Source organism: Acidovorax sp. GW821-FHT09A11 (assembly GCF_059418365.1).
Genome location: NZ_JBWKPS010000005.1, coordinates 163,351 through 182,962, shown reverse-complemented (window position 1 = coordinate 182,962; position 19,612 = coordinate 163,351). Strand labels below are relative to the sequence as shown.

At 68.2% G+C, this 19,612-nt stretch carries 17 protein-coding genes; 11 read left to right on the top strand and 6 right to left on the bottom strand.

Annotated features, from left to right (window positions below):
* Window positions 1–129: 129 nt before the first annotated feature.
* The 3 genes from AC07PV_RS15190 (at window position 130) to AC07PV_RS15180 (ending at window position 2,905) form a co-directional block, all read left to right on the top strand.
* Window positions 130–558, top strand: coding sequence for a TipAS antibiotic-recognition domain-containing protein (locus tag AC07PV_RS15190; RefSeq protein ID WP_255594729.1), 429 nt, complete (start codon window positions 130–132; stop codon window positions 556–558).
* 16 nt (window positions 559–574) lie between these two features.
* The gene (locus tag AC07PV_RS15185; protein ID WP_494595412.1) at window positions 575–1,216 is read left to right on the top strand and encodes a GNAT family N-acetyltransferase; all 642 of its coding nucleotides are present in this window, start codon (window positions 575–577) and stop codon (window positions 1,214–1,216) included.
* A 186-nt stretch (window positions 1,217–1,402) separates the two neighbouring features.
* Complete coding sequence (locus AC07PV_RS15180) at window positions 1,403–2,905, top strand: sensor domain-containing diguanylate cyclase (protein ID WP_494630621.1); 1,503 nt, start codon at window positions 1,403–1,405, stop codon at window positions 2,903–2,905.
* Window positions 2,906–2,924: 19 nt separating this feature from the next.
* Here AC07PV_RS15180 and AC07PV_RS15175 read toward each other — a convergent pair whose 3' ends face one another.
* From AC07PV_RS15175 to AC07PV_RS15160, 4 genes are read right to left on the bottom strand one after another with little or no spacing between them, the layout of a single operon-like run.
* Window positions 2,925–4,028 carry an alpha/beta hydrolase gene (locus AC07PV_RS15175; protein WP_492807411.1) on the bottom strand — a complete coding sequence of 368 codons (1,104 nt, stop codon included), beginning with the start codon at window positions 4,026–4,028 and terminating at the stop codon, window positions 2,925–2,927.
* Between the two features lie 55 nt (window positions 4,029–4,083).
* Window positions 4,084–5,172: an alpha/beta hydrolase gene (locus AC07PV_RS15170; protein WP_494630620.1), complete on the bottom strand. Its 1,089-nt coding sequence runs from the start codon at window positions 5,170–5,172 to the stop codon at window positions 4,084–4,086.
* A 2-nt stretch (window positions 5,173–5,174) separates the two neighbouring features.
* A complete protein-coding gene (locus AC07PV_RS15165; RefSeq protein ID WP_494630618.1) occupies window positions 5,175–6,407 on the bottom strand; it encodes a (R)-mandelonitrile lyase in 1,233 nt (410 codons plus the stop codon).
* A gap of 9 nt (window positions 6,408–6,416) precedes the next feature.
* Window positions 6,417–7,268, bottom strand: coding sequence for an aldo/keto reductase (locus AC07PV_RS15160; protein ID WP_255591097.1), 852 nt, complete (start codon window positions 7,266–7,268; stop codon window positions 6,417–6,419).
* A gap of 121 nt (window positions 7,269–7,389) precedes the next feature.
* Between AC07PV_RS15160 and AC07PV_RS15155 the strand changes: the two genes are divergently transcribed.
* Complete coding sequence (locus AC07PV_RS15155) at window positions 7,390–8,397, top strand: LysR family transcriptional regulator (protein ID WP_218340084.1); 1,008 nt, start codon at window positions 7,390–7,392, stop codon at window positions 8,395–8,397.
* Window positions 8,398–8,643: 246 nt separating this feature from the next.
* Here the strand turns inward: AC07PV_RS15155 and AC07PV_RS15150 are convergent, their stop codons facing one another.
* Window positions 8,644–9,555 carry a LysR family transcriptional regulator gene (locus tag AC07PV_RS15150; protein WP_218295624.1) on the bottom strand — a complete coding sequence of 304 codons (912 nt, stop codon included), beginning with the start codon at window positions 9,553–9,555 and terminating at the stop codon, window positions 8,644–8,646.
* 103 nt (window positions 9,556–9,658) lie between these two features.
* Window positions 9,659–9,796, bottom strand: coding sequence for a hypothetical protein (locus AC07PV_RS15145; RefSeq protein ID WP_218340085.1), 138 nt, complete (start codon window positions 9,794–9,796; stop codon window positions 9,659–9,661).
* On the opposite strand from AC07PV_RS15145, the gene amaB reads away from it, so the two are divergent.
* The 7 genes from amaB (at window position 9,795) to AC07PV_RS15110 (ending at window position 19,603) form a co-directional block, all read left to right on the top strand.
* Complete coding sequence (amaB, locus tag AC07PV_RS15140; protein ID WP_494630617.1) at window positions 9,795–11,330, top strand: L-piperidine-6-carboxylate dehydrogenase; 1,536 nt, start codon at window positions 9,795–9,797, stop codon at window positions 11,328–11,330. The two genes, AC07PV_RS15145 and amaB, sit on opposite strands and share 2 nt — an antisense overlap.
* A gap of 23 nt (window positions 11,331–11,353) precedes the next feature.
* Entirely contained in the window at window positions 11,354–12,544 is a 1,191-nt protein-coding gene (locus AC07PV_RS15135) for an NAD(P)/FAD-dependent oxidoreductase (RefSeq protein WP_494595402.1), read from the top strand.
* A gap of 97 nt (window positions 12,545–12,641) precedes the next feature.
* Window positions 12,642–13,553, top strand: coding sequence for an amino acid ABC transporter substrate-binding protein (locus AC07PV_RS15130; protein WP_218295621.1), 912 nt, complete (start codon window positions 12,642–12,644; stop codon window positions 13,551–13,553).
* Window positions 13,550–14,776, top strand: coding sequence for a pyridoxal phosphate-dependent aminotransferase (locus tag AC07PV_RS15125; protein ID WP_492807400.1), 1,227 nt, complete (start codon window positions 13,550–13,552; stop codon window positions 14,774–14,776). Before AC07PV_RS15130 ends, AC07PV_RS15125 begins: the two co-directional genes overlap by 4 nt.
* A gap of 48 nt (window positions 14,777–14,824) precedes the next feature.
* The gene (locus AC07PV_RS15120; RefSeq protein ID WP_218340088.1) at window positions 14,825–16,525 is read left to right on the top strand and encodes a thiamine pyrophosphate-binding protein; all 1,701 of its coding nucleotides are present in this window, start codon (window positions 14,825–14,827) and stop codon (window positions 16,523–16,525) included.
* A 76-nt stretch (window positions 16,526–16,601) separates the two neighbouring features.
* On the top strand, window positions 16,602–17,891 hold the full coding sequence (locus AC07PV_RS15115; protein WP_218340089.1) for a Y-family DNA polymerase: 1,290 nt from the start codon (window positions 16,602–16,604) through the stop codon (window positions 17,889–17,891).
* A gap of 152 nt (window positions 17,892–18,043) precedes the next feature.
* Window positions 18,044–19,603: a methyl-accepting chemotaxis protein gene (locus tag AC07PV_RS15110; RefSeq protein WP_492253639.1), complete on the top strand. Its 1,560-nt coding sequence runs from the start codon at window positions 18,044–18,046 to the stop codon at window positions 19,601–19,603.
* Window positions 19,604–19,612 lie beyond the last annotated feature (9 nt).

The following is a 19,612-nucleotide window of genomic DNA, read 5'->3' as shown; positions in this document are numbered from 1 at the left end:
CGCGCTCGGCAAGTCCCGGCCGCCATCCGCGTGGCCCGCAGAAAAATGCGCTGGACAGCGTGGTGGCAGTCCGCCCCGCTATAGTCCGCGCTCCCCCTGGCGGTTTGCGTGCCGGCGATGCACGCCGTGTTGACCGACCCGCCTCTTCAAGACAAGAAAAAAACGAACACCATGGGCCTGCAGCAGACCACCCCCGAATACCTCGACCAATGCCGCGCCGCGCAGCGGGCTGAGCAGGAGCAATCCCTGGCGGCCACCAACGACTGGGCGCATGTGGACAAGCCTCAAGTGCATGCCGACTTCGCTGCGTTCTACCAGGAGCTGGGACCGCTGATCGATGCGCACGCCCCTGAATCCGAGGCCATCCAGGCCCTGATGGAAAAGCACTTTTCCATCGTCGCGCGTTTTTACGTGCCATCGCGCGACGCTTATGTGGGCACCGTGCTGTTCTATGCCGACAATGCCGACATGAAGGCGTTTCACAATGCCTACCACCCGCGCATGGTGGAGTTCCTGGGCGACGCCGCGTTCGTCTACGCGCTGCAGAACCTGCAATAGCGCTCCCTGGAGGCCCATGCAACCCCATGCCACGCCGGCGCAGCCACCCGCGAGCGGCGCACTGGAACCCTTTGCTCCCGTGTGCGGCGCCCTGGCCGAAGCGCTGCGGGACGATGCGTTCTATCAGGCCGTCACCATCGACCACGCGGCCGACCCCGCCCTGCGGCACCGTGTGCTGGCCCACTACTTCGCGCTGGCCCTGGACGAGGCCCGCGCCGTGGGCGAGGTGCATGTGTCGGGCGCCGACGGCGCCGCCCTCTGGCTGACCCAGGAGGCCACGGCCAGCGCGCAGGCCCTGCACGGCGAGCGCCGCACCCAGGGGCTTTCCCGGCTGCTCGGGCCCGCAGGTTTCGCCAACTATGTGCGCATCGCCGCCGCCATGGAGGAGCAGGTGCCCGGCGACCTGCGGGGTGCGTGGTACCTGTCCATCCTGGGCGTGCGCCCTGCTGCGCAGGGCCAGGGGCTGGCGCAGGGACTGCTGCGGCTGACGCTGGCCCGCGCAGACCTGGCGCGCGCCCTCTGCTTTCTGGAAACCTTCAACCCGCTCAGCCTGCCGTTCTACCGGCGCCTGGGGTTCACGCGCACGGTGGAGTGCGTGGAACCGGTTTCTGGCCGCACTTACTGGCTGATGGTGCGCGAGGCCGCGCGGCGCCCCTGAAGGCGCGCAAGCCCAGGCACGCACGCACGCCACCGCCCGCGCGGCGGGTTTCTGAAAGGTGGGGTTTCATCCCAGTAGCAAAGCCACCACCAATCACTTAGTATGGTCCGCAGAGGGGTAGAGGCCAGCCAGGCCGCCGATCTGTCCTGACGTTTGCTGGGTGTGCTGGTGGGTGGAAATGAATCGATGAAGCGTGATGTTCGCCTGGCAGTGCTGCTGCTGACCGTTGTGTACCTCTCGGTGTCTGCCGCCACCGCCTGGCAGATGTGGTCGGCGCGGGAGCGCTCGCTGGCCGAAATCGACACCCAGAACCTCAACCTGGCGCAGACCCTCAACACCTACACCGAAGGCGTCATCACGCAAAGCGCCATGCTGCTGCTGGGCATCGTGGAGCGGCTGGAGGAAGAGGGCACCGGCCCCCAGCACATGCAGCGCCTGCAGCGGCTGATCGACCAGCAGGAACATTTGCTGACCCAGCTCAATGGCATCGTCATCTATGGCGCCACCGGCGACTGGCTCATGTCTTCGGCCGGGCGCTTGCCGGCCCAGGCCAACAGCACGGACAGGGCCTTCTTTGCCCACCACCGCGACAGCGCGTCGCGCGAGCCCTTCATCGGGCCGGCCATCCGGAGCCGCTCCACCGGCGACTGGGTCATCACGATCAGCCAGCGCTTCGAGGACAAGGACAGGCGCTTTGGCGGCGTGGTGGTGGTGAGCCTGGGCATCAAGAGCTTTCTGGAGCTGTTCGGCAAGATCGACGTGGGCGACCAAGGCGCCATCGGGCTGTCGACCACGGGCGGGCAGATGCTCGTTCGCTATCCCTACCGCGAGCAGGACCTGGGCCGCGACTTCTCCAAATCGGCCAATTTCCAGCGCGTCTACTCCGGCGCCGTGTCCGGCACGGCCTCGTTCAAGTCCGGCATCGACGGAACGCAGCGGCTGTACGCCTTTCGCAAGAGCGACCGGTATCCCGTGGTCACCACCGTGGCGGTGGGCAAGGAAGAAGCCCTGTCCGGCTGGCGGCATCAGGCGCTGCTCACTGCGGCCGTCGTCGGTGCCTTGCTCCTGGGCATCGCGGTCATCGGCTGGCGGCTGCTGCTCGACATCCGCCGCCGGACCCGCGCCGAGGCCTCCCTCGTGGCTGCGCGCGAGGATCTGATGCGGGTGAACCAGAAGCTGGAGGCGCTGGCCGCGCAAGACCAGCTCACGGGCCTGGCCAATCGCCGCTGCTTCGACGAAACCCTGAACATGGAGTGCCGCCGCGCGAGCCGGCAGGGGACGCCGCTGTCCCTGCTGCTCATCGATATCGACTACTTCAAGGGTTTCAACGACACCTACGGCCATGTGGCGGGCGATGCCTGCCTGCAGGCGGTGTCGAAATGCCTGGTGCAGTACGCCAAACGCCCCGGTGACCTCGTGGCGCGCTACGGCGGGGAAGAACTGGCGATCATTCTTCCCGGCACGGATCTTCAGGGGGCGCGCATTGTGGCGGAGGTCGTGCGGGAGCGGATCGAGGCGCTGGCCATCGCGCACAGCGGCAGCTCGTGGGGCTGCGTCACGGTGAGCGTGGGAGCCGCCACGATGGCAGGGCCTTACGCGCAGGGGTGCGAGCGGCAACTGATCGAGGCGGCGGATGGCGGGCTGTACCGGGCCAAGGCGTCAGGGCGCAATCGGGTGGGAGCGCCGTGAAGAGGGGGTTCTTTCCGGATCACAAGGTCCTGGCGTAGAACGGAATCAGCTGGCCCATCGCGGCTTCCACATACTGGGGCACCCAGTAGGTCTCGATGTGCGTGGCGCCTTCGATCTTGAACAGTTCCTTGTCCTTCGCGCCCGTGGCCTTGGCGAACGCATCTTCGGTCATGTACAAGCTGTCAGCCTTGCTGCCCGCGATCATCAGCAGCGGTTGCTGGATCAGTTCGATCTCCTCGGTGGCATCCCAGCGCATCAGGTCCATCAAGCTGCTCGTGGTGTATTTGAACGTGGAGCCCGGATGCGCATGGGTGCGCCAGTAGTATTCGTAGCCCTGCCGGTACATCTCGAATGGCAACGCCGCAATCTGCGCATCCGTCATGTCGGCATCGCCCGAATAGAGAACCTTGCCTCCCGCCTTCTCCTGGGCGCGCGCATCCGACGCGTCCTTCAAGCGCTTCTGGATCGTATCCAGCTGGGAGTCGGAAAACCCGTTGCGGCGGACCCGTCCGGAGTTGAACATGCTGAGCGTTGCCAGCGTCTTGAAGCGCTTGTCTGACTTCGCTGCCGACAGCGCATAGCCGCCGCCACCACAAATGCCGAGCAGTCCCAGGCGCGCCGCATCGACACCTGGATAGCGGGTGATGAAGTCGGCCGCACCGTGAATGTCCTCCGTGCGAAATTGCGGCTTGTCCGTGCTGCGTGGCTGGCCGCCGCTGCCTCCTTGATACGCCGCGTCCATCGCGATCGTGATGTAGCCCTGCTCCGCCAGGTGCTGGGCATACAGGCCGGCGACCTGCTCCTTCACGCCGCCGTTCGGGTGCGCCACGACTATCGCGGGGTATTTCTTCTTGGGATCGTGGTTCGCCGGGGTGTAGACGTTGGCGACGATGTCCAGGCCGTTGAGCTTGTACTTCACCGGGCGGATGTGGACCTTGCCCGGCTCGTTCTTCGTGATCGCGCCGGCATAGACCAGCGTGAAGGGATTCTTGCTGCCGCCACCAGCGGCGACAGCGGAGGTGGGTGTGGCCATGGCGGGAACACCGATGGCGGCGGCTGAGATGGCAAGGGCCGAGGTCCCAAGGAACTCGCGGCGCTTTTCATTGACGGCTTCGTGTTTCATTCAAGCTCCAATCATTTTTGTGGTCTGCCTGCGCGGCATGGCGCGGCCGGGTACATCAGTCCAGCTTCTTGTGGGCCAGAAACTGCGACACCAACTGCGCGATCTGCAGGTTGTTCAAGTCGGACATCAGGAAGTGCGTGTTGCCGCGCACTCCAATCTCCGGAAGGTGCACCAGCCGGGCGTCGCCGCCGTGCCTGTTGACGGCGTCGACCCACAGCCGGGCCATGGCCAGCCGCACGCGCCAGTTGTCCTGGCCGCGCTCCGGGGTGGGCTCGACCGGGAAGTTGTCGCCGTAGTAGATGGTGATCGGGAGCCGGGTGAGCTTCAGGAAGTCCGGCATCGGCACCGCCTCGGGCGACAGCGTCCCGGCCGCACTGGGCATGGCCTGGGGCAACTCGCCCCGCGGAAAGATGAAGCCGCTGCCCGGCTCGAAAGCGACGATCGCCTTGACGTTCGGGTTCTTGATTGCCGCCAGCCAACCCGGGCCGCCGGCTTGCGAATGCGTGAACAGGATCGCCGGGCCGATTTTGGTGAACAGCGCCGACAGGGCGTCTGCTACCACGCCGGCGTCGTAGGGGCCGGTGTTGGGGGTGACCGAGCGGAAGAACTGCTCGAGCGTCTCCGGCTTGCGGTCGAACTGGACATTGCCGAAGTAGTTCGGCCACTTGCCCATCCGGAACTGGTCGAAGAACAGCTGGTCGTTGGGTGCCGGCTCGATCGTTGCCGCGACCGTGCTGCTGCCGGCCCGGCCACGGCGCGGCTGGTCCACCACGTAGACCGGAAAGCCACGGCGCAGGAACAAGGTCTGAAAGCCCTCGCGCCCGTCCGCCGTGGTTTCCCAGCTGCGCGCGGACTGGAAGGCGCCATGCAGCATCACGATGGGCAATGCCTTCGGGTTCTGCGGCACCTGGTAGAAGGCATAGAGGTGGTCGCCGTGGAAACTCTGGCCCGAAGCGCCCGGCTTGTTGTTGTCGTAGTTTCCGGGGGTTTTCTGCACGGTCCCGCCGACGGCGAAGCTCCCTTGGGCCTGGATCACCAGCGGACCAGGGGCGTTGCCGGTGCCCTGGGGAGAAGGGGTTGCGCAGCCGGTGATGAGTGCCGCCAGGGCAAGGGCGGCGGCCCACAGGATTCGGTGGGTGTCCATGTTCAACCTTTCGATGCGGCGGCAACCGCCTGCGTGAGCGCGTCTTGGGCGCGATGGGCGGCATCTGGATCGCCCTGTTCTGCCAGCACCTGCACCAGTTGCCGCAGCTGCGTGGCACTCAGGCCCACGTGCAGGCTGGCCCGCAGGTGCGAGCGCAACTGGGCCTCCACGCCCGGCATGGCGGCGAGCGCGCCGACCGTGGCCAGTTCGCGGCTTTGCCAGTCGAGGTTGTCGCGCTCGAAGATGTCGCCGAACAAGTGGGCCTGCAGGAACTGGTTGATGACGGGCGCGAAGTCGAACAGCGGGCCCTGCACCGGCCCGCCGGAGATCGCGGTCTGGTTCGCCTTGCCGGCCGCCACCAGTTCATCGCCGGTGGCGATGCGGCGGCCGGGTTCGCGGCCCGGTGCGTCCTGGATGCCGCGCTGCCTGCGTTCCTGCACGACCTTCATCAGTTCGCCAAGCGCGTTGAGGCTCTTGGGGAACCCCGCATAGGCGTAAAGCTGCACCAGAACTTCCTTGGCCTCGCTGACCGTCATGCCCGCATCCAGCCCCTGGTTCAAGGCCGTGTTGAGCCGGGGCATGTTGCTGGCCGCCGCAAAGGACGCCATCAGGGGGATGGCCTGCTGCCTGGCCGACAGGACTTCGCTGGCGGGCTGTGCATGCGCCGCTGCCCGCGGGGGCACGATGTGCTGGCCGGCGTGTCCAGCCGGCATCGCGGCGGGAGCCGCCGCGGCCAGGCCCGCGCTGGCCAGGGCGGCCTCGTAGTCCTGATCGCTGACCTTGTCTTTCCAGGCCACCGAGATGCCGTCTTCCTTTTCGGCGATGGCGACATGGGCCATGGGGCCGCCGGGGCCCGCGCCGTGCCAGTGGCGCACGTTGGCGGGGATGCCGACCACGTCGCCGGGGCGGATCCACTGGGCCGGTTGCCCCGCCTGCTGCACCAGGCCCAGGCCGGCCGTGACCACGAGCGTCTGTCCCAGGGGATGGGTGTGCCAGGCCGTGCGCGCCCGGGCCTCGAAACGCACCGTTGCGCCGCCGGCCTTTCCCGGCGGCAGCGCCTGAAACGGCGTGCTGATCTCGACGGTGCCCGTGAAGGTCTCCGGCGCCCCGGTCGCGGCGGGCGACGGCGCGGCCGTGCGGACGGCAACGGCGGGCGCGGCGCTTTCCGGTCCGGGCCGCTGCGCGCTCGCCACGGTGGCTGCGCCGCACAGGGCGAGGCAAAGCAGTGTCTTCATGCGCATGGCTCAGAGGTCGAGCTTGCGCCCGGCCATCCACTGGACGATGGCGGGATCGCGGTGGGAGAAGAAACTGCTGGTGCGGGTGTCGAGCGTGGCAATGCGCGCCATGTCCGCGGCATCGAGCTCGAAGTCGAGGATGGCGATGTTCTCCGCCATGCGTTCCCTGCGCACCGACTTGGCCAGGGTGGCGATGCCGCGCTGGGCCAGCCAGCGCAGCACGACCTGGCCCACGGATTTGCCGTGGCGCCTGCCGATGTCGGTGAGCACCTCGTTCTCGAACAGGTTGTTGCGCCCTTCCGCAAACGGTGCCCAGGCCTGGGCCTGCACGCCGATTTCCCGCATGAAGGCGGCGCTCTCGATCTGCTGCAGGAACGGGTTCACCTCCACCTGGTTGACGGCCGGTGCGATCTGGTTGAACGCCTGGATGTCCATCAGTCGGTCGGGGTGGAAATTGCTGACGCCGATGGCACGCAGCTTGCCCGCGCGGCAGGCTTCCTCCATTGCGCGCCAGGCGCCATGCACGTCGCCGAATGGCTGGTGGATGAGGTAGAGGTCCAGATAGTCCACCTGCAGGCGGCGCAGCGATGTGTCGATGGCCCGCTGTGTGCGCTCGTAGCCGGCGTCCTGAACCCAGAGCTTGGTCGTCACGAAAAGCTGGGCCCGCGCCACGCCGCTGGCCTTCAGGCCCTTGCCGACCGCTTCCTCGTTCAGGTAGGACGCCGCGGTGTCGATCAAGCGGTAGCCGGCCTGGATGGCGTCGATCACGCAGCGTTCGCATTCCTGCGCATCGGGAATCTGGAAGACACCGAAGCCCAGGACGGGCATCTGGACGCCATTGTTCAAGGTGAGGTGTTGCAAGGTGGGTTTCCGCGGGGGACTATGGGGCGAAGTCTAGGAACTGGACTCACATCCGGATAGTGGTAAATAGGTTGCTGGATTCGCATCCAAATGGAGACAATGCCGGCAGGAGGAAGCAGCCATGGCCATCAACGAACTCCGCTCCGTATCCACCTTCATCAAGGCCGCGGAGCTGGGCAGCCTGCGCAAGGCGGCACACGCGCTCGACATCAGCCCGCAGGCGGCGAGCAAGGCGCTGGCGCAACTGGAGGAACACCTGGACGCGAGGCTGTTCCATCGCACGACGCGGGTGATGTCGCTGACCGATGCAGGGCAGCGCCTGCTGGAGGACGTGCAGCCCGCGTTGTTGGGCGTGCAGCGCGCCCTGCAAAACGCGCGGACGGCCAGGGACGAATTCGCCGGGCCCTTGCGCATAGCCGGCCCTCGCACGGCTTTTCAGCCCATCCTCTGGCGCCTGGTGGAGGAGTTCTGTGAACGGCACCCCGGCATCCAGCCCGACGTGCTCCTGGACGACCGGGTGGGCAACTGGGTCGAGGACCGGGTGGACGTTGGCTTTCGCCTGGGCGCCTCGCCGCATGAAGGGGTCATCGCCCGCAAGCTGTTCCCGTTGCAGATGGTCATTTGCGGAGCACCGGCGTATTTGCAGCGCTTTGGCGTGCCGGACTCGCTGGCGGCCCTGGCCGCCCACCGCTGCAGCGCTTTCCGCCACCCCGGCACGGGCAAGGTCGCCCCCTGGCATGTGAAGCTGGGGGAGCAGACCGTGGACCAGCCGGTCGTGCCCGCCATCTGCAGCAATGACGAAGTCTTCGAGCTGCAGGCCGTGCTGGCGGGCAAGGTCCTGGGGCAGCTGGCGGGCGTGACCGCGGCGCCCTATATCCGTTCGGGGCAACTGGTCCCCGTCCTGCGCGACCACATGCCCGATTTCGCCAGCTACTTTGTGTACTTCGGCAGCAGGACGTCGCAGCCTGTGCGCGCCCGGGCGTTCATCGACCTGGCCGTGGAACGCCTCACCAACAACCCGCAGTACGTATTGAACGACAAGGAACTGGCGGGGGCGGATCGCCGGGCCGGCCGCACCGCGCGCAAGCCGCCGGGAACCGCCAGCAGCCGGGCAGTGCGGCCCGCGTGAAGCCGCTGCCTGGTTTCCGCTAGGGGTTTTGTGCAGGACCGATCGAGCCGCCCGCGCCGGGCCTTGGCGGACTTCCGCTGGTGGACGGGAGCTGAATGACGGCCTGCCGGTGCGCGGCCCGGGCGCCGGGTACCCGGTGCTGCCACTTCACTTTTCATAGCTGCCAGCGCTTTAGCCAAAAGGGCTGGAGGCATTTTTATTCAAAAATTCCATGGACCCGGTGGTGCAGGGGCGTCGCGCCGGTCCTCAGCCTTGGGCTTGCCGCTGGCCTGCGCATTCCCCCACCACCCAGTCCCTGAACGCCTTCACCAGCGGCGTCTGCGCGCGCGCCTCCGGGTACACGAGGTAGTACGCATCGGTGCTGGTCAGTACCGTGCCCGACAGCTCCACCAGGCTGCCCGCCGCCAGTTCCTGCTCGATCAGGAAACGCGGCAGCAGCGCCGCGCCCAGGTGCGAGACGGCGGCCTGGGCGATCATGGCGAAGTGTTCGGACTGGGGGCCGCGCAGGGCCAGGGCCGTGGGGGCGCCCACCAGCTCGAACCACTCGGCCCACTGGGTGGGGCGCGTGCTTTGCTGCAGCAGCACCACGCGGGTCAGATCCTGTGGCGTGCGGATGTGGTGGCGGTCGCGGTAGGCGGGGCTGCACACGGGCACCGTCTCTTCGTGCATCAGGTATTCGCACACGGCACCCGCCCAGTGCGGCGCACCGAAGTGGATGGCCGCGTCGAACGGTGTTCCCGCGAAATCAAAGGGCTCGGTGCGGGCCGAAAAATTGACCATGGCCTCGGGGTGCTGGGCCATGAAGCCGCCCAGGCGTGGTATGAGCCAGCGGGTGCCCAGCGTGGGCAGCACGGCCAGGTTGAGCAGGCCGTCGGTGCTCGCGAACGCCATGGCCTTCTGCGTGCTGGCCGACAGCTGCTGCAGCACGGCCAGCACGTCGGCGGCGTAGACGCGGCCCGCGTCGGTGAGCACCACGCGCTGGCGCACGCGGTGGAAGAGGGCGGTGCCCAATTGCTCCTCCAGCTGGCGGATCTGGCGCGACACGGCGCTTTGCGTGAGGTGCAGCTCCTCGGCCGCGCGCGACACGCTCTGGTGGCGGGCAGCCGTTTCAAAGGCCAGCAGGTCGGCGGTGGAAGGCAGGAAGGAGCGGCGCAGCATGGTCATGCGTGGGGGGAATGATCGGTGGTGGCCCAGGCAAGGCCTTTCAAGTCCGTGGCACTGATGCGGTGTGCGGTGCGGGTCCCTGCTATTTTCAGGTACTTCATTCCAATTTGTGATCAAGTAGTTCCATTTTTTTGCTATCCAGCGCGGCAGGATTGGCGGATATTGGCGCCTTCATTGCGTGTTTTCTCCTGCGCTGCCCCTTTTTCCTGCCCTTCTGATCCTTGCGAGCCGCCATGTCCGCCACCCCTGCCGCCACCCCCCTCGTGACCGAAGTCGATCAATTGCTGCAACGCCTGGGCGTGCCCCGCGCGGGCTACACCGGGGGCACGCTGGCCGCCCGCTCGCCCATCACGGGCGAGGTGCTGGCCCGGGTGCCGCAGCACGGCCCCGCCGAGGCGACCGCCGCCATCGGCCGTGCGCATGCGGCCTTCCAGGCGTGGCGCAACGTGCCTGCGCCGCGCCGGGGCGAGCTGGTGCGCCTGCTGGGCGAAGAGCTGCGCGCCGCCAAGGCGGACCTGGGACTGCTCGTCACCATCGAGGCGGGCAAGATTCCGTCCGAAGGCCTGGGCGAGGTGCAGGAGATGATCGACATCTGCGACTTCGCGGTGGGCCTGTCGCGCCAGCTGTATGGCCTGACGATTGCCACCGAGCGCCCCGGCCACCGCATGATGGAAACCTGGCACCCGCTGGGCGTGTGCGGCGTGATCTCGGCCTTCAACTTCCCGGTGGCCGTGTGGTCGTGGAACGCGGCGCTGGCGCTGGTGTGTGGTGATTCGGTGGTGTGGAAACCGTCCGAAAAGACCCCGCTCACGGCCCTGGCCACGCACGCCATCGCGCAGCGTGCCATCGCGCGGTTTGGTGCCGACGCGCCCGAAGGCCTGCTGGAGCTGATCGTGGGCCAGCGCGACATTGGCGAGGTGCTGGTGGATGATGCCCGCGTGCCCGTGCTGTCGGCCACGGGCTCCACCGCCATGGGCCGCGCGGTGGGCCCGCGCCTGGCGGCACGTTTTGCGCGCGGCATCCTGGAGCTGGGCGGCAACAATGCCGCCATCGTGGCCCCCACGGCCGACCTGGACCTGGCGCTGCGCGGCATCGCGTTCGCCGCCATGGGCACGGCGGGCCAGCGCTGCACCACGCTGCGCCGCCTGTTCGTGCACGACAACATTTACGACCAGCTGGTCCCCCAGCTGGCCAAGGTGTACGCCAACGTGCAGGTGGGCGACCCGCGCACCGCCGGCACGCTGGTGGGCCCGCTGATCGACCGCATGGCCTTTGAAGGCATGCAAAAGGCGCTGGAACAAAGCCGTGCGCTGGGTGCCGCGGTGCACGGCGGCGGCCGCGTGGAAGGTTTGGGCGGTGCGGACGCGTACTACGTGCGCCCTGCCCTGGTGGAGCTGCAAAGGCACGACGGCCCCGCGCTGCACGAAACCTTCGCGCCCATCCTGTACGTGGTGCGCTACAGCACGCTGGACGAGGCCATCGCGATGAACAACGCCGTGGGCGCGGGCCTGTCGTCGTCGATCTTCACGCTCAATGTGCGCGAGGCCGAGCTGTTCATGTCGGCAGCCGGCTCGGACTGCGGCATTGCCAACGTGAACATCGGCCCGAGCGGCGCGGAAATCGGCGGCGCGTTTGGCGGCGAGAAGGAAACCGGCGGCGGGCGCGAGGCGGGCTCCGACAGCTGGAAAGCCTACATGCGCAGGGCGACGAACACCATCAACTATTCCACGGCACTGCCGCTGGCGCAGGGCGTGACCTTCGACGTGTGAGCAGCGCAGTGGCAAGCGCTTTCATGCAGGCTGAAACGCCACCCATCGTCGTCATCGGTGGCGGCGTCATCGGCAGCGCCATCGCGTACTTCCTCACGCTGCAGCAGCCGGGCTGCGCGGTGGTGGTGGTCGAGCGGGACCCGACCTATGCGCGCGCATCGTCCGCGCTGTCGGCCAGCTCCATCCGCCAGCAGTTCTCCACCGACATCAATGTCCAGATCTCGGCCTATGGCATCGGCTTTCTGCGCAATGTGAACACACTGCTGGCCTGCAGCGGCGACGCGCCGGATGTGGGCCTGCACGAGGGCGGCTACCTGTACCTGGCCACCCAGGCGGGCGAGGCCACGCTGCGCGAGAACCATGCGCTGCAAAAGCGGCACGGCGCCGATGTGGCGCTGCTCGGCCCGCAGCAGCTGGCCGGGCGCTTTCCGTGGCTGGCGCTGCAGGACGTGGCGCTGGGGTCGCTCGGGCTGTCGGGCGAGGGATGGTTCGACGGCTACCTGCTGCTGAGCGCGCTGCGCAAGAAGGCGCAGAGCCAGGGCGTGCGCTACGTGGCCGATGAAGCCGTGGGCCTGGACGTGGTGGCTAGCGATGGCGTGCGGCATGTGCGTGCCGTCCGCCTGAAAAGCGGTGGCGAGCTGCCGTGCCGCTTTGCGGTGAACGCGGGTGGCCCCTGGGCCGCGGCCATCGCGGGCTGGGCGGGCATCGGCCTGCCCGTGGTGGGCAAGCGCCGCACGGTGTTCCACCTGGCCAGCCCCGCGGCGCTGCCCGGCTGCCCGCTGCTCATCGACACCAGCGGCATCTGGCTGCGGCCCGAGGGCCAAGGCTTCATCTGCGGTTTTGCGCCTGCGGCCGACAACGACGCCGACTTTGCCCCGCTGGAGCCCGAGTACGACGCCTTCGACAACCATGTCTGGCCTGCCTTGGCGGAGCGCATTCCGGGATTCGAGGCGCTGCGCATGCAGGGCGCCTGGGCGGGCTACTACGAGATGAACACCTTCGACCACAACGCCATCGTGGGCCTGCACCCCGCGTGCGACAACCTGGTGTTCGCCAACGGCTTCTCGGGCCATGGCCTGCAGCAGTGCCCTGCCGTGGGGCGCGGCCTGGCCGAGCTGATGCTGACGGGCCGCTACCGGAGCCTGGACCTGGCGCCGCTGTCCATCGAACGCATCGCGCGCAACCAGCCGCTGCTGGAGAAGAACGTCATCTGAACCCAGGAGCCCCGCACCGGGGCCCCGCCCATCCGGGCCTCCCTTTTTTTCGACGCTTTCCCACCTGCCAACCACAACACAACCGGAGACAACGACCATGGCAATTTCCCGCAAGACATTCACCGCGCTCGCTGCAGGGCTCGCACTGGCCTGCACGGCCTTCGTGCCCGCGCAGGCGCAAACCGCCATGCCCACGCTGGAGAAGATCAAGGCATCGGGCAAGGCGGTGCTGGGCGTGCGCGAGACCTCGCCGCCCATGGCCTACGCACTGGGGGCCAACGAGAAATATGTGGGCTACCACGTGGAGCTGTGCGAGCGCGTGCTCAAGGAAATCGTGCCCGACGCGAAGCTCGAGTACATGGCCGTGACGGCGCAGAACACGATGCCGCTGGTGCAGAACGGCACGCTGGACATCGGCTGCGGCCCCACCACCAACAACCTGGCGCGCCAGCAGCAGGTGGCTTTTGCCGTGACCACCTATGTGAGCGAGGTGCGCATGGCGGTGCGCAAGGATTCGGACCTGAAGTCCATCAGCCAGCTGGGCAACCGCACGATTGCGGCCTCCACCGGCACCACGGCCGTGCAGCTGCTGCGCAAGCAGGAGCGCACGCTGGGCGCACCCGTCAAGACGGTGCTGGGCAAGGACCACCACGAGAGCTTCATGCTGCTCGAATCCGGCCGCGCTGATGCGTTCGTGCTGGACGACAACCTGCTGGCGGGCCTGATCTCCAACTCCAAGGACCCGTCGGCCTACCGCATCGTGGGCGAGCCGCTGGGCGCCGAGCCGATCGCGCTGCTGTTCCGCAAGGACGACCCCACCTTCAAGGCCGCGGTGGACGGCGTGCTCACCCGGCTGATGCAGAGCGGCGAGATGGAAAAGATCTACACCAAGTGGTTCGTGAACCCCATTCCGCCCAAGAACATGAGCCTGAATTTGCCGCTGGGCACCACGCTGCGCCAGCTGTTCTCCGCACCCAACGACAAGCCCCTGGAGTCCTACCAGCAATGAACGCCGCCATCCCCGCCACAGCCTTTCGCGCGGCCGACCGCATCAGCGCCATCGGCGTGTCGGACATCGTGCGGATCACCCAGGCCGCCAACGAACTCAAGCGCCAGGGGCAGCCCGTGATCGTGCTGGGCCTGGGCGAGCCGGACTTCGACACGCCCGTGCACATCCAGGAGGCCGCGCAGCGCGCCATGGCGCGGGGCGACACGCACTACACGGTGCTGGACGGCACGCCGGAACTCAAGGCCGCGATCCAGCTCAAGTTCCGCCGCGACAACGGCCTCGCGTTCGCCACCCACGAGATCACTGTGGGCGCCGGTGCCAAGCAGGTCATCTACAACGCGCTGATGGCCAGCCTGAACCCGGGCGACGAGGTGATCCTGCCCGCGCCGTACTGGACCTCGTACGCCGACATGGTGCTGATCGCGGGCGGTGTGCCCGTGGTGGTGCCGTGCAGCGAAGACAACGGCTTTCGCATTACGGAGCAAGAGCTGGATGCCGCCATCACGCCGCGCACGCGCTGGGTGTTCATCAACTCGCCGTCCAACCCCAGCGGCACGGCCTACAGCGCCGAGCAACTGCGGCCCCTTCTGGAGGTGGTGCTGCGCCACCCGCGGGTGTGGGTGCTGGCGGACGACATCTACGAACACATCCTGTACGACGGCCATGCGTTCGCCACGCCGGTGGTCGTGCTGCCCGCGCTGCGCGAGCGCACGCTCACGGTGAACGGCGTGTCCAAGTCGTACGCCATGACGGGCTGGCGCATCGGCTACGGCGCGGGCCCGCGTGCGCTGATCGCGGCCATGGCGGTGGTGCAGAGCCAGGCGACGTCGTGCGCGTCGTCCATCAGCCAGGCGGCGGCGGTGGCGGCGCTCACCGGTCCGCAGGACGTGGTGGCCGAGCGCTGCCGCGAGTTCCAGGCGCGGCGCGACCTCGTGGTGGCTTCGCTCAATGCATCGCCGGGCCTGCGCTGCCGCGTGCCCGAGGGTGCGTTCTACACCTTTGCCAGCTGCGAAGGCGTGCTGGGCCGCACCACGCCGGGCGGCGCGCTGCTGCGCACGGATGCCGATTTTTGCGACTACCTGTTGCGCGAGTTCCACGTGGCCGTGGTGCCGGGCAGCGTGCTGGGGCTGGCGCCGTATTTCCGTATCTCGTACGCTGCCAGCATGGCCGACCTGCAGGAGGCCTGCACACGTATCCGCCGTGCGTGCGAGGCACTGCGCTGACCCACCTGTTTTCCTCGTTTGATATTTTCCCGTTCCGGACCTTTTGACATGACCACGCCTTCCACCTCCAGCCCCGCCCCAAGCCGCACCGGCGGCCAGATCCTGGTGCAGCAGCTCATCACCCATGGCGTCAAGCAGCTGTTCTGCGTGCCGGGCGAGAGCTACCTGGCTGTGCTCGATGCCCTGCACGATGCAGACATCGGCGTGACGGTGTGCCGCCAGGAAGGCGGCGCGGCCATGATGGCCGAGGCGCAGGGCAAGCTCACGGGGCAGCCAGGCATCTGCTTCGTGACGCGCGGGCCGGGCGCCACCAATGCGTCGGCCGGGGTGCACATCGCGCACCAGGACTCGACCCCGATGATCCTGTTCGTGGGGCAAGTGGCGCGCGGCGCCATGGGGCGCGAGGCGTTCCAGGAGCTCGACTACAGCGCGGTCTTCGGCACCATGGCCAAGTGGGTGGTGCAGATCGACGACCCGGCGCGCGTGCCCGAACTTATCTCGCGCGCCTTCCACGTTGCCACCTCGGGCCGCCCCGGCCCGGTGGTGGTGGCGCTGCCCGAAGACATGCTGACGGAGGCCGCCACCGTGGCCGACGCGCAGCCCTACCAGGTCACCGAGACCCACCCCGGCGCCGCGCAGATGGCAGAGCTGGCCCAGCGCCTGCAGGCCGCCCAGAGCCCCGTGGCCATCCTGGGCGGCAGCCGCTGGTCCGAGCAGGCGGTGCGCGAGTTCACGGCGTTTGCCGAGGCGTGGTCCATTCCGGTGTACTGCTCGTTCCGCCGGCAGATGCTGTTTGCCGCCACCCACGCCTGCTACGGCGGCGACCTGGGCCTCGGCGTGAACCCCAAGCTGCTGGCGCGCATCCGCGCGTCCGACCTGGTGCTGGTGGTGGGCGGGCGCCTGTCCGAAGTGCCGTCGCAGGGCTACGAGCTGTTCGGCATCCCCACGCCCGCACAGCCCCTGGTGCATGTGCATGCCGATGCCGATGAACTGGGCAAGCTCTACCGCCCCACGCAGGCCATCCACGCCACGCCGCAGGCCTTCGCCGCGGCATTGGATGCCGTGCGCCCTGCGGCGCCGGTGCCGTGGAAGGCTCACACCGAAGCCGCCCATGCCGACTATCTGGCGTGGAGCGACACCGCGCCCATCCGCATCCCCGGTGATCTGCAGATGGGCCAGGTGATGCAGCACCTCAAGGACGTGCTGCCCGCCGACACCATCTTCTGCAACGGCGCGGGCAACTTCGCCACGTGGGTGCACCGCTTCTGGCCCTTCACCACCTATGCCAGCCAGCTCGCGCCCACCAGCGGGTCGATGGGCTACGGGCTGCCGGCCGGCGTGGGCGGCAAGCGCCTGTGGCCGCAGCGCGAGGTGGTGATCTTCGCGGGTGACGGCGACTTCCTGATGCACGGCCAGGAGTTCGCGACCGCCGTGCAGTACGGCCTGCCGATCATCGTGGTGCTGCTGGACAACGCCATGTACGGCACCATCCGCATGCACCAGGAGCGCGAGTACCCGGGCCGCGTGAGCGCCACGCAGCTCAAGAACCCCGACTTCAAGGCCTACGCCCAGGCGTTCGGCGGCCACGGCGAGCGCGTCGAGCGCACCGAAGACTTCGCCCCCGCCCTGGCCCGCGCGCGGGCCAGCGGCCTGCCCAGCGTGCTGCACTGCCTGATGGACCCCGAGGCGATCACGCCCACGGGAACGCTGCAGGGCCTGCGCAACGCGGCGCTCGCCAAGAAGCAATAGACACAATCAATACCGCAGCCCAAACCCTGTGGTCGGCCGGGCGGCTGACAGCAGGGTGCCTGCGCTTTTGCGCACAATGGAGGCCGTGACCTCCGCACCGCCCGACGAGCCCTCCGCACCGCGCCTGCGTCGCATCGCGCACCTCGACATGGATGCCTTCTTCGCATCCGTCGAGCTGCTGCGCTACCCCCAGCTCAAGGGCCTGGCCGTGGTCATCGGCGGCGGGCGGCGCAAGGTGGACGAGCTGCTGCACCAGAGCCCCGATGGCCAGGGCCTGCGCGAGCCGCATTTCATCCCGGTGGCCGACTTTCCCCTGCTCAAGGACTATGTGGGCCGGGGCGTCATCACCACCGCCACCTACGCGGCGCGGCAGTTCGGCGTGGGCTCGGCCATGGGCATGATGAAGGCGGCCAGGCTGTGCCCCCATGCCATCGTGCTGCCCGTGGATTTCGACGAAGTGCGCCGCTTTTCGCGCCTGTTCAAGAGCACCATCACCGACATCGCTCCGGTGATGCAGGACCGGGGCGTGGACGAGGTCTACATCGACTTCACCGACGTGCCCGGGGGCCAGCGCGAAGGAGGCAGGGTGCTGGCACGGCTCATCCAGAAGAGGATCTTCGACGTGACGGGGCTGACCTGCTCCATCGGCGTGGCTCCCAACCGGCTGCTGGCCAAGATGGCCAGCGAGTTCAACAAGCCCAATGGCATCTCCATTGTCTATGAGTCGGATCTGCAGGCGAAGATCTGGCCGCTCAACGTGCGCAAGATCAACGGCATCGGCCCCAAGGCGGGTGAGAAGCTGGCGCGCCTGGGCATCGAGACCATCGGCCAGCTGGCGGCGCAGGATGAACAGTGGCTGATGGGGCACTTCGGCAAATCGACGGGGGCGTGGATGCACCGGGTGTCCTGGGGGCGGGACGACAGCCCCGTGGTGACCGAAAGCGAACCCGTGAGCATGAGCCGCGAGACCACCTTCGACCGCGACCTGCACGCCGTGCGCGACAAGGCGGAGCTGGGCGCGATCTTCACCGACCTGTGCCTGCGCCTGGCCGAAGACCTGCAGCGCAAGGGCTATGTGGCGCGCACCATCGGCATCAAGCTGCGCTACGACGACTTCAAGATCGCCACGCGCGACCACACCGCGGGCATCTACACGGCGGACGGCGCCACCATCCGCCAGCTGGCCGGGCAGTGCCTCAAGCGCGTGCCGCTGGACAAGCGCCTGCGCCTGCTGGGGGTGCGGGCCAGCACGCTGGCGCGGCGCGGGGAAGAGCCGGTGCTGGAGCCACGCACACCGGTGCCGGCCGGCGGCCGGGGGCGGCGGCCCGACGCGCAGGCCACCATGGAAACCGGTCAGCTTTTCTAGGCCCGAGGCTGCGCCCAAGGCCGCCCGTTTCTCGCGGCACCGCCGCAATTCTTTTGGTGCCAGACGGTGTGATCGGCAGGTAGACTTGATCGGTATCAAGCGGTAGCGGACCGCGCCGCCTGCCGACGATGCGGGCCCATCAGGAGCTTTCCATGCGCATCAACCTGCCGGTGACCCAGCAGAATTTCGACTACCCCGGCGATGAGCTGCTGGTGTCCAGCACCAACACCAAGGGCGAGATCACGCACTGCAACCCCGCCTTCGTGCGCGTGAGCGGGTACAGCCACGACGAGCTTGTCGGCCAGCCCCACAACATCATCCGCCACCCCGACATGCCCGCCGAGGCCTACAAGGACTTGTGGCGCACCGTCGGCCGGGGGGAGCCCTGGACGGGGCTGGTGAAAAACCGCCGCAAGAATGGCGACCACTACTGGGTGCGGGCCAATGTCACGCCCATCATGGAGGGGGGCAAGCCCCGCGCCTACATGTCGGTGCGCACCAAGCCCAGCGCGGCGGAGTCCGATGCCGCCGAGGCCCTGTATGCGCAAATGCGCCGCGATGCGGCCTCGGGCGCGCGCAGTTTCTACCTGGACGCCGGCAACCTGCGCTACCGCGGTGTGCGTGGCTGGCGGCAGCGCATGGCGCAAATGGCGTTGCTGCCCCGCATGGCGCTGGTGCTTGGGGTGTTGCTGCTGCTGGCGCTGGTGCCCGACATGCTGGGGCTGCAGGGCCCCGTGGCCTGGGTGACGCGCCTGGTGCTGCTGCTGGTGGGGAGCGGGTGGGCGCTGTGGCGCTACCAGGCCACCGTGCTGCGGGGCGTGCACGATGCGACCCGGTTCGCCTCCGACATCTCGGCATGCAATCTGGCCACCTCGGTCCACGTGGACTATCCACCGCCATTGGGCGCGCTCATGCAGCGGCTGCGGCAGACGCAGGTCAACCTGCGCGCGGTGGTGGGCGATGTGCGCACCGAAGTGCGCAGCTTCACCCAGTCGGCCGCCGAGATTTCGCGCGGCAGCCTGGACCTGTCGGCACGCACCGAATCGCAGGCGAGCAGCCTGGAGGAAACCGCCGCGTCGATGGAGCAGCTGGCCAGCACCGTGCAGCAGACGGCCGACACCGCCGCCAAGGTGTCGCACGAGAGCGCGCAAAGCAGCGACATCGCCACGCGCGGCGGCCAGGCCGTGCAGGAGGTGGGCGCTGCCATGCAGGAGATGAAGCAGTCGTCCACGCGCATCAGCGAGATCGTGGGCGTGATCGAGGGCATCGCCTTCCAGACCAACCTGCTGGCGCTCAATGCCGCCGTGGAGGCGGCCCGCGCGGGCGAGCAGGGCCGGGGCTTTGCCGTGGTGGCGGGGGAGGTCCGGGCCCTGGCGCAGCGCAGCGCCAGCTCGGCCAAGGAGATCAGCGGCCTGATCGGCGCGACGGTGAACCAGATCGCCAACGGCGCGCAGCAGATGGACCATGCCGGCACCACCATCCAGGGCGTGGTCAACGCCGTGGGGCGGGTGAGCACGCTGGTGCAGCAGATCAGCAGCGCGACCAAGGAGCAGTCCCAGGGCATCGCCCAGGTCAACGAGGCTGTCACGCAGCTCGACACCGTGACGCAGCAGAATGCGGCGCTGGTGGAGCAGTCGGCGGCATCGGCCCAGGGCCTCAAGGAAAGCGCCCTGTCGCTGGGCCGGTCCGTGGATGTGTTTCGCCTGGGCTAGCGGCCCTGC

Bases quoted from the DNA above. Each gene is read 5' to 3' on its own strand.
- AC07PV_RS15120 (WP_218340088.1), top strand. From the start codon at position 14,825: ATGACCACGCCTTCCACCTCCAGCCCCGCCCCAAGCCGCACCGGCGGC.
- AC07PV_RS15135 (WP_494595402.1), top strand. From the start codon at position 11,354: ATGCAGGCTGAAACGCCACCCATCGTCGTCATCGGTGGCGGCGTCATC.
- AC07PV_RS15185 (WP_494595412.1), top strand. From the start codon at position 575: ATGCAACCCCATGCCACGCCGGCGCAGCCACCCGCGAGCGGCGCACTG.
- AC07PV_RS15175 (WP_492807411.1), bottom strand. From the start codon at position 4,028: ATGAAACACGAAGCCGTCAATGAAAAGCGCCGCGAGTTCCTTGGGACC.
- AC07PV_RS15155 (WP_218340084.1), top strand. From the start codon at position 7,390: ATGGCCATCAACGAACTCCGCTCCGTATCCACCTTCATCAAGGCCGCG.
- AC07PV_RS15130 (WP_218295621.1), top strand. From the start codon at position 12,642: ATGGCAATTTCCCGCAAGACATTCACCGCGCTCGCTGCAGGGCTCGCA.
- AC07PV_RS15170 (WP_494630620.1), bottom strand. From the start codon at position 5,172: ATGGACACCCACCGAATCCTGTGGGCCGCCGCCCTTGCCCTGGCGGCA.
- AC07PV_RS15110 (WP_492253639.1), top strand. From the start codon at position 18,044: ATGCGCATCAACCTGCCGGTGACCCAGCAGAATTTCGACTACCCCGGC.
- AC07PV_RS15180 (WP_494630621.1), top strand. From the start codon at position 1,403: ATGAAGCGTGATGTTCGCCTGGCAGTGCTGCTGCTGACCGTTGTGTAC.
- AC07PV_RS15125 (WP_492807400.1), top strand. From the start codon at position 13,550: ATGAACGCCGCCATCCCCGCCACAGCCTTTCGCGCGGCCGACCGCATC.
- AC07PV_RS15115 (WP_218340089.1), top strand. From the start codon at position 16,602: ATGGAGGCCGTGACCTCCGCACCGCCCGACGAGCCCTCCGCACCGCGC.
- AC07PV_RS15150 (WP_218295624.1), bottom strand. From the start codon at position 9,555: ATGCTGCGCCGCTCCTTCCTGCCTTCCACCGCCGACCTGCTGGCCTTT.
- AC07PV_RS15165 (WP_494630618.1), bottom strand. From the start codon at position 6,407: ATGAAGACACTGCTTTGCCTCGCCCTGTGCGGCGCAGCCACCGTGGCG.
- AC07PV_RS15145 (WP_218340085.1), bottom strand. From the start codon at position 9,796: ATGGCGGCTCGCAAGGATCAGAAGGGCAGGAAAAAGGGGCAGCGCAGG.
- amaB (WP_494630617.1), top strand. From the start codon at position 9,795: ATGTCCGCCACCCCTGCCGCCACCCCCCTCGTGACCGAAGTCGATCAA.